Source organism: Streptomyces sp. NPDC096048 (assembly GCF_044763415.1).
Taxonomy (GTDB): Bacteria; Actinomycetota; Actinomycetes; order Streptomycetales; family Streptomycetaceae; genus Streptomyces.
The window spans coordinates 387,685-403,872 of record NZ_JBIWGG010000005.1 but is presented as its reverse complement, the minus strand read 5'-3'; the positions used below and the strand labels follow the sequence as shown (position 1 = coordinate 403,872).

The window sequence follows — 16,188 nt, the reverse complement described above, 5'->3', positions numbered from 1 at the left end:
CCACCCGCAAGGGCCGCCACCCCGGTTGCACGCATCGTTACCATCAAAGCACGCCAACCAGTAACACCACCACCAACGAGAGGGGGCAACGGTGGCCAACGACGAGCAACCCGAGCCCAACGAACACGAGTACCTCGACCGCCCCCGCAACGGAAACGGCAAATACGTCCGCAGCCTCGACAACGTCCGCCGCGACGCCGCCGCCGCCGAATACTGGGCCGAACACCGCTGCTCCTACCAAGAAATCGCCGACCGCTTCGGCTACTACGACCGCTCCCAAGCCTGGCGCGGCATCCAAGCCGCCAAACGCGACGTCGCCCTGCCCGCCGTGACCAAGCTCCGGCAGACGGAAGCCGAACAGCTCGACACCCTGTACGTCCTCGCCATGGAGATCATCGAACGCAACCACGTCGTCGTCTCCCACGGCCGCGTCGTCTGCGGCGACGACGGCAAACCCCTCCAAGACGACGGCCCCCGGTTGCAGGCCATCCAGACCGCGCTCCGCATCCGCGACCAGTACCAGAAGCTGCACGGCCTGCAGCAGCCGGCGAAGGTCGAGCACTCCGGCGGCGTCCGCTACGAGGTCGTCGGCGTCGACCCCGAAGACCTCACGTGACAACCGCGCTCGACCAGGACGTCATCGTCCGCTACGAGCCCCGCGGCGCAGCCCGGCAGCTGTTCAAGAACCGGGACTCCGAGGTGGTGATGGCCGGCCCGGCGGGGACAGGGAAGAGCCTGGCCTCCCTGTTCCGCGTGCACCTGGCCGCGCTCCACAACCCGAACATCCGCTGCCTGATCGTCCGCAAGACCGCCGTGTCGCTGACCTCGACCACGCTGGTCACGTTCGACAAGAAGGTCGCAGCCGACGCCCTCGCCCGGGGCATCGTCACCTGGTTCGGTGGCAGCGCCCGCGAGGCCGCCGGGTACCGGTACAGCAACGGCAGCGTCATCGTCGTCGGCGGCATGGACAAGCCAGAGAAGATCATGTCAGCGGAGTACGACCTCGTGTTCGCAGACGAAGCGACCGAGCTGACCATCGCCGACTGGGAAGCGATCGCCACCCGCCTCCGCAACGGAGTCCTGTCCTGGCAGCAGCAGATCGCCGCCTGCAACCCCGCCCACCCCGCGCACTGGCTGAAGCAGCGCTGCGACTCCGGCGAAGCCACGATGCTCACCTCCCGCCACAAGGACAACCCCGCCTACGTCAACGCCGACGGCACGCCCACCGCCAAGGGCGCCGACTACTTCGCGAAGCTCGACAAGCTCACCGGCGTCAGGAAACTCCGCCTGCTCAACGGCCAGTGGGCCGCCGCCGAAGGGCAGATCTACGAGACGTGGGACGACGCCGTCCACCTCGTCGACCCGTTCACCATCCCCGACTCGTGGACCCGCTGGTGGACCGTCGACTTCGGCTTCACGAACCCCTTCGTCCTCCAATGCTGGGCAGAGGACGGCGACGGCCGGCTGTTCCTGTACAGGGAGATCTACCGGACGAAGCGCCTCGTCGAGGATCACGCCCGGCACATCCTGCGTCTCGTGCGCCAGTGTGCCGAGTGCTGCGACTCGAAGGGCAGCGACCACGACTGTCACACCTGTGACCGCTGCGCGATGGAGTGGACCGAGCCCCGGCCGCGCGCTGTGATCTGTGACCACGACGCGGAGGACAGGGCCACGCTGGAGAAGCACCTCGGCATGGGTACGCAGGCCGCGCACAAGAGCGTCTCCGACGGCATCCAGGCTGTGCAGTCGCGGCTCAAGGCAGCGGGGGACGGCAAGCCGCGCCTGTTCGTGGTGCGGGATGCGCTGGCCGAGCGGGACCCGCTGCTGGTGGAAGCGTCCCTGCCGACGTGCACCACGGATGAGGTCGGCGGCTACGTCTGGGCTGTGAAGCCGGGCAACGCCGGCGGGCTGAAAGAGGAGCCGGTGAAGAAGGACGACCATGCGATGGACGCGCTGCGGTACATGGTGGCGGCCCGTGATCTGGGTGGGCGTCCTCGGGTGCGTTGGTTGTGAGATTGTCGTGAACCTACAGGCCGCCACCGAGGGGACGAGATCGTGACGATGAAGCAGAAGACCCAGTTCAGGGCACGTGTCCGCAGATGGGCGCAGGCTGTGAATAGAAGTATGCCGATCCTGCTTGACATGACTGGGATCATTCTGTTGTCGGGTGCCGCCATGGTGTGGCATCTGATCGCTGGTCTCGTCGCTGCCGGTCTCGGCTGCTTCGTCCTGAACTGGCGGATCTACGAACGCGGGTGACGTAAGGAGGGGCGTTGGCCAGAACCCTCCTCGGCGCGCTCTCCAACGCGGCGCGCACGGCCACCGCCAACACCCCCGTACCGTTCACCTCCCGCGCCGCCGCGTACTCCCGCTTCGGGCAGCGCCGCGACGCCGAAGCCCAGATGCGCGCCATGTCCGCCGTCGGCACCCTCTTCGCCATCGTCGACCGCACCAGCAACGCCACCGCCCTCGTCGACTGGAAACTCTGGCGCAAGGCCAAGTCCGGCCGGGACGAGGACCGCGTCGAGGTCACCAACCACGCTGCTCTCACCCTGTGGAACAAGCCCAACGGCTTCATGCCCAGGCAGGAGTTCGTCGAGGCGCAGCAGCAGCACTACGACCTCACCGGCGAAGCCTGGTGGGTTATCGCCCGACGGCCCGGCGTGAACCTGCCGCTGGAGATGTGGCCCGTCCGCCCCGACCGCATGACTCCGGTGCCGTCCACCACGAACTTCCTCGCCGGCTACACGTACACGAGCCCCGACGGGGAGCAGATCCCCCTCGGCCTGGACGAGGTTATCCAGCTCCGCAGGCCGTGCCCATGGGACCCGTACCGGGGCCTGTCGCCGGTGCTGTCGATCCTGCCGGACCTGGACACCAGCCGGTACGCCGCCGAGTGGTCACGCGCGTTCTTCATCAACAGCGCACAGCCCGGCGGGATCATTGAGGTTGCCGACCCACTGTCGGACGACCAGTTCGACGAGCTGCGGGAACGCTGGAACGAGCAGCACCGCGGCGTCGGCAACGCCCACCGGGTGGCGATCCTGGAGCACGGCAAGTGGGTCGACCGCACCATCAGCCAGCGGGACATGCAGTTCGTCGAGCTCCGCGGCGCGACCGCCGACCGCGTCCGTGAGGCCTACGGCATCAGCAAGACGGCCATCGGTGACTTCGAGGACATCAACCGCGCGTCCGCCCTTGCGGCCAAGGCGTGGTTCGCGGAGCAGCAGACCGTGCCCCGCCTGGAACGCATCAAGGCCGCGCTCAACCACGAGTTGCTGCCGCTCTTCGGCCCGACCGCCGACGGCCTCGAATTCGACTACTGCGACCCCGTACCCCCCGATCCCGAGACCGAGGCCGCGACGCTCACCGCCCGGGCGGAAGCTGCGGCGGCGCTGCGCACGGCGGGCTGGGAGCCGGCAGGGGTCCTGTCCGCAGTCGGCCTGCCGGACATCCCGTACTCCGGTGCGCCCGCTCCTGCGCCGACTGGGTGGGCTGAGGCCACGGCCGCGCTCACGGACGACTTCGAGAACGCGCAGCGCTGGGTCGTGCAGATCACCGACGACGGCGACACCTGCCACAACTGCCGCGAGCAGGACGGCCGCACGTACAAGAACCGCGAGCAGGCGTACAAGGACTACCCCGGCGGCGAGGGCTACGTCCGCTGCGAGGGCGTCGCATACGGCAACGACTGCCGCTGCAAGGTCGTCAAGCGGGGACGCAAGGGGGGCGACGAATCATGACGCTCCTCACGCTTCAACTCGCCGATTCTACAAGGGGCTTGACCTGCGTAAACGGTAGAATCAGCCGTGACAACAATGGACCCCGGCGAGCGCGCCAACGCTCCCGGGGCATGGCCGACCTGAGAGAGCAGATCGACATGACCTACGTTACCCCTGCCTGCGCGAAACCCACTCCTGGTTACCCCCAGGGGCGCACCGGGACGATCGCCGGGTACGGAGCGCACCGCCACGCAGGTGAACCCGTATGCGAGTCCTGTGCCACGACGCGGCGCCGGATCCGCGCTGAGGAGAGGGCGCGCTCCCTCGCCTGCTTCCCCGGCGGCATCCAGGGAACCCTCGACGGCTACAAGGCGCACCTCGGCGCTGGGCAGCGCCCGTGCTCGGACTGCCGTCGCGCCCTCGCCCCCGAGCCCGGCCTGGCATGCGCACTCCCCACCCTCGACTTCCCTGGCGGACGAACCGGCACGGCCGCTGGCTACCAGGCGCACTACGTGCACGGTGAAGAAGCCTGCGCACCGTGCGCGGCTGCGCACGCCGAGAAGTGCCAAGAGCGTCACCGCAGCCTGTCGGAGGACGAGCGGCAAGTCGTCCGGGTAGGGAACAGGGTCGCGACCAAGAAGTGGCGGGAGCGGAACCCAGGCGAGGCCCGCGAGGCAGCTCACCGCATCATCGGCCGGAACCGTGCTGCTGTGCGGGCTGCGAAGAACCAGCCGTGCACAGACTGCGATGTCCGCTACCCGTACTACGTCATGGAGTTCGATCACCTCGACTCCGAGGCCAAAGAGTTCAACGTCAGCGCGGGGATCACGCGGGCGAGCTACGAGCGCCTCATGGTCGAGATCGCCAAGTGTGAAGTGGTCTGCGCGAACTGCCACGCCGAACGAACCCACCAGCGGAAGCAGGCCCGGAAGGGGGCACAGGCTGATGCCGTTTGACCCGTCCAAGATCCGGGCGAGACTCGCGTCCGAGAAGAAGCCGTACAGCATCCGTAACCTCGCAGGCGGCGAGGCCGACGTCATGCTCTACGGCGAGATCGGCTGGCTCGGCACCACCGCCGACGAGTTCGTCGCGGACATCAAGGCGTTGAGCGCGTCGCAGATCAACCTCCACCTGTCGAGCCCTGGCGGTTCGGTGTTCGACGGAATTGCGATCATGAATGCGCTGCGCGCCCACCCCGCGCCCGTCACCGTCTACGTCGACTCCCTTGCCGCGTCGATCGCCTCGGTGATCGCCATGGCGGGCGATCGAATCGTGGCCCGGCAGGGCGCCGAGTTCATGATCCACGAGGCGGCCGGGCTCTCCGTCGGTAATGCCGACGAGATGCGCGAGATGGCCGAACTCCTCGATCGCCAGTCCGACAAGATCGCCGGAATCTATGCGGCCCGCGCAGGCGGCAGCGTCGAGGACTGGCGCGCGGCGATGAAGCGCGAGACGTGGTTCAGTGCGCAGGAAGCCGTCGACGCGGGCCTCGCGGACGAGGTCGACCAACCGACCCGCGAGAGCGAGCGCGCCCCCGGAGAGCTGGCCGTGGCGGCCTCCTGGGACCTCTCCGTGTTCCGGTACGCCGGTCGCGAGCAGGCCCCCGCACCGGAGCCGGTGGCTCTGGAGCGGGAGTCGCACACGCTGCACGGGGACATCCGGACCCTGATCGGCGAAGAGGTCGCGACGCAGCTCGCCGCCGCGGTGGCCCCGCCCGCCGAGCCGGTCGTCGAGACCACGCCCGTCGAGCCCGAACCCGAGCCCCCGGCCACCGAGCCGGAGGCGGAGGAGCCCGCCGCCGTAGACGAGTGGGCGGCGATGACCGCTCACCTCACCCAGGACGAGCCCGACGCGTGGTCGGTGCTGGTCTCCACCCTCACCACCACGGCGTCGTCCAGCGCGGCGACGGAAGCCTGAAGGAGGCACCAGTGGCAACACCCACCATCCCGCGCAACGCCGACGAACTGGCGGAGATGCTCGCGGACCCGGCCAAGGCCAAGGACGTCGTCGGCTCACCCGACGACCTGAAGAACTTCATCACCGCCTACGCCGAGAAGCAGCAGGGCGAGGGAACCGACCTCAAGCGGCAGGTCGACGAGGCCGTGCAGGCGGGCTTCGCGAACCTCCTGCGGGAGAACGGCGTCGAGGACATCAAGCGCCCCGACCTGCGGAACGCGGCCCCGGACCCCTACGCGCACGCGACGAAGGCCGAGCGGTCCAAGGGCCTGTACAACAAGGCCGCGCTCGGCGCCAAGGTCGACGGCCTGTTCGCCAGCTCGGGCGAGTACTTCCACACCATCTGGCGCGGCAACGGCAACCGCGATACCGCCGAGGCCCAGGCCAAACTCGCGCAGCTGAAGAACTTCAGCAGCGACGTGCCGGCCGACGGCGGGTTCCTCATCCCCGAGACCCTGCGCTCCGAGATGCTGAAGGTCGCACTGGAGCAGTCCGTGGTGCGTCCGAAGGCGCGGGTCATCCCGATGGAGACGCTGCGGGTTCCGTTCCCGGCGATCGACTCCACCAGCAACGTGGGCTCCGTGTACGGCGGCATCACCACGTACTGGACCGAGGAGGGCGGCAGGCTCCAGGGCAGCAAGCCCAAGTTCGGGCGGATCGTCCTCGACGCGAAGAAGCTGACCGCGTACACGGAGATCCCGAGCGAGCTGCTCACGGACTCCCTGATCAGTCTCACCAGCTTCGTGGACGAGGCGTTCCCCGAGGCGATGGCGTTCGCCGAGGACCAGGCGTTTCTCACCGGCGACGGTGTCGGCAAGCCCCTCGGTGTCCTCAACGGTGCCGCCGCCATCTCGGTCACGCGGACCACGTCGTCGCAGATCAAGTTCGAAGACGTGATCAACATGTACTCGCGGATGCTGCCGCAGTCCATCTCTCGGGCGGTCTGGCTGGTGGGTCAGGACGCCTGGGGGCAACTGGCGCAGCTCGCGATGACCCGCGGCACCGACGGCATCGCCTCCCCGGCCATGTGGATGACCGGCGGCCAGGCCATCGACGCCCCGCCCCTCACCCTCATGGGCCTGCCGGTCATCCGGTCCGAAAAGGTTCCCTCTCTCGGACAGGCTGGTGACCTCTCGCTCGTCGACTTCGGGTTCTACCTGGTCGGTGACCGGCAGGCCATGCAGGCCAAGCAGTCCGACGACTTCAAGTTCGACACCGACGAGGTCGCCTTCCGGATCATCTCGCGCGTCGACGGCCGGCCGTGGCTGCAGTCCGCGATCACCCCCGCCAACGGCGGCGCCTCCGTGTCCCCGATCGTCAAGCTCGCCGCCTGACCGGCGCCTCCAGAGGAGAACATCATGGACGGGCTCGCAAGGCTCTTCGACGTCAACACCTGCTTCGCCCCCGTGGATCTCGCCACGGCGGGCGCCACGGGCAAGCGGCTGGCTCTCAAGGGGGCCAGCGCCACCGCCATCAAGGTCTCCCTGGCGGCTGCCGGCTCCGGCACCGAGGCCGTGACGCTCACCCTCAAGGAGCACACAGCGGCGTCGGCGGGCACCAGCCAGAACCTGGCGGTGATCGACCACTACTGGATCAAGGCCGAGGCCACCCTCGACAACGACGAGACGTGGACGAAGGTCACCCAGACCGCAGCGGCCACGGTAACCCTGGCCGGCGCGACCTACGCGGCACAGGAAGTCCTGGTCGTGATCCCGGTCAACGCGGCCTCCCTGTCGGACGGCTTCACGCACATCTCGCTGGACGCCGCGGACCCGGGCACCGTGGCGCGCCTCGCGTCTGCGGAGTACCTGCCTCACGACCTGGTCGTGCAGCGTGCGCCGGAACTGCTGGCGGCGCGGCAGTGACTTTGCGGGTCTGCCTGGACTGCACGACGGCCTTCGCAGTGGGGGCGCCCCGGTGCCCTCACTGCGGGTCGGAGCGTCACGCGGAGCAGGGCACAGCGCTGGCGCTGGGCATTCAGTCGGCGGTCCCGGTGGAGGAGGAGCACATGCCGAAGATCACCCGCCACGGCGGGACCAGCGACCGGAACGCCACGGCGGCCGGCCAGACGGAGGGCGGTGAGGAGTCATCAGCTGGGAGCAGTGGCGAGACATCGTCCGTGAAGCCGTCGACCTCGCCCGTGAAGAGCGAGACCGGCCCCCGGTCGCGTGCCCGGAAGACGGGGAGCCGCTCACGACAGGACCGGACGGAGACCTCTTCTGCCGGTTCGACGGCTGGCGGCCAGGCGGACGCCGGGTCGGAGACCGACGGCTCCGCTGAGTAACACCCGTACACCGAAGTCTGAGGGAGGAGGAGAGCATGACGGCGACTGGCTACACCAGCACCACCGGCGACAGCCGCAAGGTCGACGTTGCCGGGGACACGATGACCGGTGACCTCGTCCTGTCCGACTCCTCCCCGGACACGGACGAGTCGGCGGCGTCGAAGGGCTACGTTGACGCGCTCGTCGCGCTGCTCGCCGCTCTCACCGGGGCCACGTTCACCGGTGTCGTCACGATCGACGACACCGACTTCGTCATCCTCGGCACAGGCAAGGGCTTCCGCTTCCGGCCCACCGGCAGCGCCCTCGACCTCGAAGCCGCGGGCGCCGACTTCCTCATCTCCAACTGGTCCGGCGCGGCGGTCGGTGAGGGCACGCAGCGCTCCTACTTCCGGCTGTCCGCCGACGCACAGAACGTGCAGGTCGCCGGGAAGGTCGAGTTCGTGCAAGCCCTGTACGGGGCCACGCGGCACGTCCTGGACGGCGCGGCGAACACGGTCGGTTTCCACGGCGCAACGCCGGTGGCGCAGCAGACGGTGACCGGCTCCCGCACGGACGGCACCGCCCTCGCCAACCTGCTCACCGCCCTCGACACGCTCGGGCTGATCGTGGACGGGAGCACCGCATGACCGACGTCACCGCAGGACAGTCCGTCGCGCTCCTGTCGCAGTGGTACGACTTCGAGGGCGGCACCCTCACCGACCTCGACACCACCCCCACGATCAGCATCGTCAACATCGGCACCGGCACCACCGCACTCGCAGCGACCACGACGGGCGTCACGCACCCCGCCGCCGGTTCCTACGGCTACACCTGGACCCCCACCGCAGCACTCGCGGCCGGCGCCTACCTCGCCACCTGGTCTGGCCTCGGCGACGGGACCGCGGTCACGGCCACGGAGACCGTCACCGTCATCGCACCCGCCTCGGCGGAGGCGACGAACACCAGCCCGGCCGGCGTCTGGTACGCCACCCGCGAGGACGTGCAGCGGGCCTTGGACGTGCAGCCGTCGGCCCGGTCCTCCCGGCAGATCGATCGCGCGCTGGAGTCCGCGTCCCGGGACGCCGAGGGCCTGTGCCACCGCCGCTTTTACCCGGTGCAGGCGACGAGGTTCTTCGACTGGCCCGCCAGCCAGTACCGGCCGTCGTGGCGGATCTGGCTGGACGACAACGAACTGATCTCCCTCACCGCGATCACGTCGGGCGGCGCAGCGATCGACCCTGCCGACGTGCTCCTGGAACCCAACCGGTCCGGCCCGCCCTACAGCAGGGTTGAGATCAACATCGGCACCAGCGCGACCTACGGCGGCGGCGACACCCACCAACGGGACATCGCCATCACCGGCCTGTGGGGCTACCGCAACACCGAGACCACCCTCGGCGCCACCACGACGGCCCTGGCCACCACGACGGCCACCACGCTCACAGTGGACGGCGACACGTCCGCCAGCGTGGGCGTCGGCTCCCTGCTCCGCATCGACTCCGAACGCCTGATCGTCACCGGCCGCACCATGGCCGCGACCGGGCAGACCCTCGCCACGGACCTGACCGTGCAGAAGAACGGCACCACCGTCGCGGTGGCCGACGCGTCCGGCTTCGCGGTCGACGAGACCCTCCTCATCGACGGCGAACGCATGCTCATCACCGACATCGCCGGCAGCACCCTCGTCGTCGAGCGGTCAGTGGACGGCAGCACCCTCGCCGCCCACACCACCGGCGCCACCATCTACGCGGCCCGCACCCTCACCGTCACCCGCGGCGCCCTCGGCACCACCGCAGCCACCCACACCACCAGCACCACCGTCCACCGATGGGAACCGCCCGGCCTCGTCCGGGACCTGGTCATCGCCAACGCCATGAACCGACTCCTGCAGGAGCAGGCCGGCTACGCCCGCACGAGCAAGACCAGCTCGGGCGCGAAGTCCGTGTCGGTGGAGACGCTGTCGCTGGAGTCGCTGCGTACCCAGACCTACGACGCGCACGGGCGTAAAGCCCGCCACAGGGGAGTGTGAGCGATGCCTGGCTTCGATGTACGCGTCAACAGCAACGCCTCGGGCCCGTGGGCTACGGGCCGGGCGGGGCGCGCCCTGCACGACTACGCGGACGACGTCGAGTACCAGGTCGCCATCGAGGGCGAGCGGATGGTGCACCAGCGTCTGCGGCAGGTGCTGCGTCAGCCGACGGGCTACTACCAGTCGAAGATCTCGGTGGACCGCACGTCGACGGGCCGGTACCAGGTCCACGACCAGCGCGTCATCTACGGGCCGTGGCTTGAGGGCACCGGCTCCCGGAACTCGCCCGTCACGATCTTCCCTGGGTACTTCACGTTCCGGCGGACCAAGCCGCTGCTGGACCGCAAGGCCCCGCAGATCGCCCGCGACCTCCTCGCCCGCTACCGATCGAGGGGGCTGATCTGACATGGCCCTCAACGCGACCACGGTCCTCGACGCCGCACAGTCCCACGCCCTGGCGTCCGGCTACTTCGCCGCCGTCAACGGCCACGAGCCGAAGTCCCCGCCGGTCTCCGGCCTCACGTGTGCCGTCTGGGTTGAGCAGATCGGGCCCGCACGCGGCGGCTCCGGCCTCGGCAAGACGTCGGCGCGCCTCGCCCTGTTCGTCCGCCTGTACGCGCCGATCAACGGCAAGGTCCCCGACAGCATCGACCCCGATCTGATGGACGCCCTGGACTGGCTGATGGCCGCCTACTCCGGCGACTTCACCCTCGACGGTCTCGTCCGCCACGTCGACCTGCTCGGCGCCTACGGCGAACCGCTCTCGGCACGCGCCGGCTACTTGCAGGAGTCCGACGCGGAGTACCGCTGCATGACGATCCTGCTGCCCCTCATCGTTGACGATCTCTGGAACCAGGAGGCGTAGCCGTGAAACAAGCTGGTCTCGGAGATGCGCTGTTCATCTCCGGCTACGACCTCTCCGGCGACATTCAGACCGTCGGCAACATCGGCGGCGGACCGTCGCCCTTGGACTTCACCGCGATCAACAAGTCCGCGCACGAGCGGAAGGGCGGCAAGAAGGACGGGCGCATGCAGGTCACGACCTTCTTCAACCCGGGCCCGGCGGCGGACGCTGCGCACGCGGTGCTGTCCGTCCTGCCCCGCACGGACGTGACCGGCATGTACTGCCGCGGCACCACCCTCGGTGCGCCGTCGGCGAACCTGATCGCCAAGCAGATCGGCTACGACGGCACCCGCGGCGACGACGGCGCCTTCACCTTCACCGTCGAAGCCCAGTCCAACACCTACACGCTGGAGTGGGGCCGGCTCCTGACGGCAGGGCTGCGGACGGATACGACTGGCACGAACGGCGCGTCGGTGGACTTCGGTACCGGGTCGACGAGCTTCGGTCTGCAGGCGTACCTGCACGTCTTCAGCCTCACCGGCACGGACATCACCGTGAAGCTCCAGGAGTCGTCGGACGACGCTGCCGCGGATGCGTGGGCGGACGTCACCGGCGGCGGGTTCACTGCGGCGACTGGTGTGGGGGCGCAGCGACTGCAGACGGCGCGGGATCAGACGGTGGAGCGGTATCTGCGGGTGGTCACCAGCGGCACGTTCACCGAGGCGATCTTCGCGGTGTCGGTGATCCGAAACGATGTGGAGGTCACCTACTGATGCGACCCGTGACAAGGATCGACCCGAATCTGCCGGTCGGCGCGTACCAGACGTACCAGATCACCCGCCGCCGGGACACGACGGTGCGCGCCGTGTGCGAGCAGGTCGACTGCCCGCAGTGGCGCCAGGGCTGGGACTCCGTGATCGACGAGCGGACCGAGCTGGGTAAGGCGCAGGCCGCGTACATCCGGGGCCAGTCGCGGCGCACCTTCCGCGAGACGAAGACCGGCGAGGGCCTGACCGTCTTCCGGTTCGAGTCCGGCCAGCGCTGCTTCGCGGACCACCAGACCGTCCCCGAGCTATATCTCGTCCGCGACGGGGACTGGCGCGGGAACCCCACCGGCCGTAAGCGCATGCATACCCGCGCGGCCGAATGGGTGGAGGACTTCGGCGAGAACCAGCTCCGGCTCGTCGACCAGCAGAAGAAGGGATAGCTGTCATGGCCAAAGAGTCCGGATTGGGATGGTCTGTCTGCTCCGTTGACGATGCAGCAGGCACCGCCCGCGCCATCGTCAACGACATCACGAACGTCCAGTTCGCCACCCCCCGCGGCGTTCAGGACGCGACCGGCATCGACAAGTCCGCTTACGAGCGGATCCTCCTCCTCGCCGACTTCAGCGTGACGCTCAACGGGGTCTTCAACGACGCCGCGAACATGTCGCACGACGTGTTCAAGACGGTGCCGTCCACCTCGGTGGCGCGCACCACGACGCTCACGGTGTCCGGGCAGACCCTCGCCAACGAGTGCCTGTACACGGACTACCCCCTCACCCGCGCCGACAGCGGCGAACTCACGTTCTCGGTGCCAGGAGTCCTCAGCGACGGAACTGTCCCCCAGTGGACCGCAGCCTAAGAAAGGAGACCACTCATGGGATACCGACCCAAGCGCCGCATCTTCGAGCTCGACTTCACCGGCACCGAGTGGGAAGGGCTGGAGGCCAGCATGCGCGGCCTCACCGTCGGCGAGGAACTGGAGTTCTACCAGCTGCGCAACAAGGAAGGCTCCGGGCCCGAATTCTTCACCCTTCTCACCCGGCTCCTCGTCTCCTGGAACGTCGAGGACGACGAGGGCCAGCCGGTGCCCTGCACGTTCGAGGGCGTGTGCAGCCAGGACACGGCGATGGTCTCCGCGATCCTTGACGCCGGACAGAAGGCGGCCTCCGGAGTGTCCGACCCTTTGCCGCAGAGCTCGCCCGATGGCGAGCCGTCCCCGGCGGTACCGATTCCCATGGCGCCCCACTCCGAGAGCCCGGAGAACTCAGCCGTGCCCGCCTGATCCTGCAGCTCTGCGAACGATTCCACTGCCTGCCGTCGCAGCTCATGGATGAGCCGGCGGAGCTGCTGCAACTGATCACCATCGAAGAACTCGGCACACCTGACACGGAGGGAGGGGCCCCTGATGGCTGACGACGTAACGATCACCGTGCACGTCCGGGACCTGACGGGCCCCGGCTTCCAGTCCGTGTCCCGGAACATCAACCAGCTGCAGCGCAGCGCCGCCGCGCTCGGAGGGTCGCTGCGCATCGTCGGCGGAGACCTCGACGACGTTGCCTCATCCGCCCAGGACGCCGGCCGAAGCCTGGGTAAGAGCGGCGGCGGGCTGACAGGCCAGCTCATCGGGGTGGGCGCGGCCATCGGCACGTCGCTGCTCCCCGCCATCGGCTCCCTCGCACCCATGATCGCCGGCCTGTCCGTCGTCGGTGGCGGCGCCGCGCTCGCGATGGACGACTTGAAGAAGAAGGCGAAGGAGCTCAAGCCGGCGTTCGAGGACTGGAAGAAGGCGGCGGAGAAGGCGGTCGCTCCGCACACGGAACGCGCGGTGAAGTCCCTCAAGTCCGCCATGAAGGATCTTGAGCCGTCGCTCGTCCTGGGTGCGGAAACCTTCGGGACGATCACCGAGCGCGCGAGTGCGTTCGCCGCCAGCCCAGCATTCCAGTCGACGTTCCAGAAGAACGCGCAGATGGGCGTCGTCTTCGTCGAACAGTTCGCCGAGAGCGTCGGCAAGTTCACGCAGGCGTTCTTCGAGTTCGGCGCGAAGTCCCAGCCGTCGCTGGACGCCATGCAAGAGCTCCTCGGAGGGTTCCTCGACACGGGACTGCCCGGCATGTTCGAGGAGCTGGAGCAGGGCATCGGCGGATCGGCGAAGGTCATCGAGGGCCTGGCGTCGTTCTTGAATGAGGGCCTGCTGCCCGGGCTGGGCAAGGTCGCCGGATCGTTCGCGGAGGCGTTCGGGCCGCTGCTCGGGGCGATGCTGGAAACAGCCGGGGAGCAGATGCTCCGCATCGGCACCATTTTCGAAGGGGCCATGGAGGGCATAGAGCCACTGGCCCTGATCGCGGCGGATGCCTGGCGGGCGTTCTCCGAGATCCTGACCATCGGCGCGGATGCTGCCTGGTCGCTGGCTTCGAATCTGGGCGGCGCCCTCTTCGACTCGCTGCTGGCTGTCACCGGAATCGACACGTCGAAGATCGACGACATGGCGGGCGGCTTCACCAAGCTGAGCGACTGGGTGGACCGCAACCGCGAGATCATCCGGGCCGCGTTCTTCGCGATGTCCCGCGGGATCATCGACATGGTGACCACGGGCATCGAGTGGGCGCCGAAGCTCTACACCGTCTTCAACCTCATGGCGCGGGGCGTGATGACGGCGATCGATGGCCTCATCTCCGCCCTGGCGAACACGTTCGGTCACCTGCCCGGCATGGGCTGGCTGCAGGAAGCCAACGCGCGGTGGGACGAGTTCTCGGGGAACGCGCAGGAAAATCTCGCTGCGGTCGGCGCAGGCATCAACAGCTTCGTCGATGAGGCCGTGCCGCGTCTGAACCGGGCGAAGCTGAAGATGAACGTCGACCAGGCCAAGGCGAACCTGGCCGACATCAAGGCGAAGCTGCAGGACCCGAGCCTGACGGCCACGCGCGAGGCGAAGCTGAAGGCCGACAAGAAGGACGCGGAGCGGGCGCTCGCTGAGGCCAAGGCGGCACTGAAGACCTTCGACGGACAGACGGCCACCGGCAAGTTCAAGGGCAACATTTCGCACTTCATGGGCGCCCTCGGGCAGGTCCGCGCCATCAAGATCCCTGCAAAGACGGGGCAGATCAGGGCCAACGCGTCCCCGTTCTGGGCTGTCGCGGGAGGGCTCAACGGCCGTACCATCGCTTCGGCTTACGTCAACGTCTACAACCGGTACATCGACAACCAGGCAGCGAAGCCATTCCGGTCTGCCGGCGGTCCGGTGCAGCGCCGCGCCGACGGTGGCGCGCTGCAGCACTTCCCGAACGGCGGCCTCATCGAGGGCCCGGGCGGCCCCCGCTCGGACAGCATCCTCGCGACGTTCGCGTCTGGGGCGACCGCCATGGTGTCGGACACCGAGTACGTCGTCCAGTCCTCCGCGGTGAAGAAGTACGGGCTCCCGCTCCTCGACGCCCTGAACAGGGGCACGCTCAAGTTGGCCGGGGGCGGGGCGACGAAGGGGCAGCGGGACGCGCGGAACAAGGCCCGTTCCGACCTCACTCTGTCGCGGTTCGGGTGGATGGCCGGCTGGCGGTCGTCGGAGTTCGGAAACGCCCTCAGCAACCCCGACAGCATCTCGTCGCTGGTGTCGGCGCTGAATCAATGGCGGTCGATCATCCAGAAGGCGACGAGCGGGAAGACAGAATCGCGGCTGCTCAAGCAGCTGGACTCCACCGGCAAGAAGCTCATGACCTACGAGCGGCAGCTGACGAAGGCGTCGTCGTCGCTGCAGAAGTCGAAGGACCGTCTCGATGAGCTGCGGCGCGCGGCGTCGCAGCTGCGCGAGTCCATCATGAACGGTGTCCTGGCGTCGGCGAACATCACGAAGAACCGTGGGGATGGCCCGGTCACCCCCCAGTCGATCATGGCGAATCTGATCGGGAGCCGCGACAAGGCGGGCGCGTTCGCGTCCGCTCTCCAGCAGCTCCAGAAGAAGGGCGTCCGCAGCGACCTCATCGAGCAGATCGCCGAGGCCGGCATCGACGGCGGGGGCCTGGAGACGGCGTCCGCGATGCTGAAGGCGTCCGCGAAGGACATCGCGATGATGAACGTGCTCCAACGGCAGATCCAGGACCGGGCGATCAGCGCGGGGAAGACCACCTCGGACGCCGTGTACGGCTCGCAGATCAAGGGCCAGGAGCAGCTGGTGAAAGCCTGGGAGCGGACCGTCGACATCCTCGGTGACCGGATGAAGAAGCTCACCGCCGCGATGGAGAAGGCCATCGAGAAGGGCTTCGGCATGAAAGCCACGGGCGGCATCATCGGCGGCGCCGCGACAGGCGGGGCGCGCGGCTCGTGGACGATGGTCGGCGAACACGAACCCGAACTCGTCCGCCTCCCCTACGGCTCCCGCGTGTACTCCGGCCCGGACACCCGCCGCATGCAGCAGCAGGCCTGGACCTCCATGCTCAACACCCCCCGCGGGGCTGGCGCGCGGCAGGCGGCGACGCCGGCGGTGGGGCGCCCGGACAAGCCCATCGTGATCAACCTGTCCGTTGGCGGCCGCGAGTTCGAACAGATCTGGGTCGACACCGGACGCCGTGCCGTATCCACCCGCGGCGGCCTCCGCGCAACCCTGGGAGACAACTGAG

Annotated in this window: 16 protein-coding genes; all 16 read left to right on the top strand. The window is 68.6% G+C overall.

The annotated features are described in order from the left end of the window. Positions 1 to 91: 91 nt before the first annotated feature. The 16 genes from ACIQ6R_RS16070 (at position 92) to ACIQ6R_RS15995 (ending at position 16,187) form a co-directional block, all read left to right on the top strand. The gene (locus tag ACIQ6R_RS16070) at positions 92 to 616 is read left to right on the top strand and encodes a hypothetical protein (protein WP_404221830.1); all 525 of its coding nucleotides are present in this window, start codon (positions 92 to 94) and stop codon (positions 614 to 616) included. Beyond that, complete coding sequence (locus tag ACIQ6R_RS16065) at positions 613 to 2,013, top strand: phage terminase large subunit (protein WP_404221828.1); 1,401 nt, start codon at positions 613 to 615, stop codon at positions 2,011 to 2,013. Before ACIQ6R_RS16070 ends, ACIQ6R_RS16065 begins: the two co-directional genes overlap by 4 nt. A gap of 260 nt (positions 2,014 to 2,273) precedes the next feature. Continuing rightward, positions 2,274 to 3,743 (top strand): phage portal protein, encoded by a 1,470-nt coding sequence (locus ACIQ6R_RS16060; protein WP_404221826.1) that lies wholly within the window; start codon positions 2,274 to 2,276, stop codon positions 3,741 to 3,743. A gap of 110 nt (positions 3,744 to 3,853) precedes the next feature. Continuing rightward, the gene (locus ACIQ6R_RS16055) at positions 3,854 to 4,678 is read left to right on the top strand and encodes a hypothetical protein (RefSeq protein WP_404221824.1); all 825 of its coding nucleotides are present in this window, start codon (positions 3,854 to 3,856) and stop codon (positions 4,676 to 4,678) included. Continuing rightward, entirely contained in the window at positions 4,668 to 5,639 is a 972-nt protein-coding gene (locus tag ACIQ6R_RS16050) for a head maturation protease, ClpP-related (protein WP_404221822.1), read from the top strand. Before ACIQ6R_RS16055 ends, ACIQ6R_RS16050 begins: the two co-directional genes overlap by 11 nt. An 11-nt stretch (positions 5,640 to 5,650) precedes the next feature. Further along, complete coding sequence (locus tag ACIQ6R_RS16045) at positions 5,651 to 7,012, top strand: phage major capsid protein (RefSeq protein ID WP_404221820.1); 1,362 nt, start codon at positions 5,651 to 5,653, stop codon at positions 7,010 to 7,012. 24 nt (positions 7,013 to 7,036) lie between these two features. Continuing rightward, positions 7,037 to 7,543 carry a hypothetical protein gene (locus ACIQ6R_RS16040; RefSeq protein ID WP_404221818.1) on the top strand — a complete coding sequence of 169 codons (507 nt, stop codon included), beginning with the start codon at positions 7,037 to 7,039 and terminating at the stop codon, positions 7,541 to 7,543. A gap of 454 nt (positions 7,544 to 7,997) precedes the next feature. Further along, the gene (locus ACIQ6R_RS16035) at positions 7,998 to 8,588 is read left to right on the top strand and encodes a hypothetical protein (RefSeq protein ID WP_404221816.1); all 591 of its coding nucleotides are present in this window, start codon (positions 7,998 to 8,000) and stop codon (positions 8,586 to 8,588) included. Continuing rightward, a complete protein-coding gene (locus ACIQ6R_RS16030) occupies positions 8,585 to 9,970 on the top strand; it encodes a hypothetical protein (RefSeq protein ID WP_404221814.1) in 1,386 nt (461 codons plus the stop codon). Before ACIQ6R_RS16035 ends, ACIQ6R_RS16030 begins: the two co-directional genes overlap by 4 nt. A gap of 3 nt (positions 9,971 to 9,973) precedes the next feature. Then, positions 9,974 to 10,375: a hypothetical protein gene (locus ACIQ6R_RS16025; protein ID WP_404221812.1), complete on the top strand. Its 402-nt coding sequence runs from the start codon at positions 9,974 to 9,976 to the stop codon at positions 10,373 to 10,375. Between the two features lies 1 nt (position 10,376). Then, complete coding sequence (locus ACIQ6R_RS16020; protein WP_404221810.1) at positions 10,377 to 10,835, top strand: hypothetical protein; 459 nt, start codon at positions 10,377 to 10,379, stop codon at positions 10,833 to 10,835. A gap of 2 nt (positions 10,836 to 10,837) precedes the next feature. After that, positions 10,838 to 11,587 (top strand): hypothetical protein, encoded by a 750-nt coding sequence (locus tag ACIQ6R_RS16015; protein ID WP_404221808.1) that lies wholly within the window; start codon positions 10,838 to 10,840, stop codon positions 11,585 to 11,587. Beyond that, positions 11,587 to 12,021 carry a hypothetical protein gene (locus tag ACIQ6R_RS16010; protein ID WP_404221806.1) on the top strand — a complete coding sequence of 145 codons (435 nt, stop codon included), beginning with the start codon at positions 11,587 to 11,589 and terminating at the stop codon, positions 12,019 to 12,021. Before ACIQ6R_RS16015 ends, ACIQ6R_RS16010 begins: the two co-directional genes overlap by 1 nt. Positions 12,022 to 12,026: 5 nt before the next feature. After that, a complete protein-coding gene (locus tag ACIQ6R_RS16005) occupies positions 12,027 to 12,440 on the top strand; it encodes a hypothetical protein (RefSeq protein ID WP_404221804.1) in 414 nt (137 codons plus the stop codon). Between the two features lie 15 nt (positions 12,441 to 12,455). Next, the gene (locus tag ACIQ6R_RS16000) at positions 12,456 to 12,863 is read left to right on the top strand and encodes a hypothetical protein (RefSeq protein WP_404221802.1); all 408 of its coding nucleotides are present in this window, start codon (positions 12,456 to 12,458) and stop codon (positions 12,861 to 12,863) included. Positions 12,864 to 12,986: 123 nt separating this feature from the next. Continuing rightward, the gene (locus ACIQ6R_RS15995; RefSeq protein WP_404221800.1) at positions 12,987 to 16,187 is read left to right on the top strand and encodes a hypothetical protein; all 3,201 of its coding nucleotides are present in this window, start codon (positions 12,987 to 12,989) and stop codon (positions 16,185 to 16,187) included. Position 16,188 lies beyond the last annotated feature (1 nt).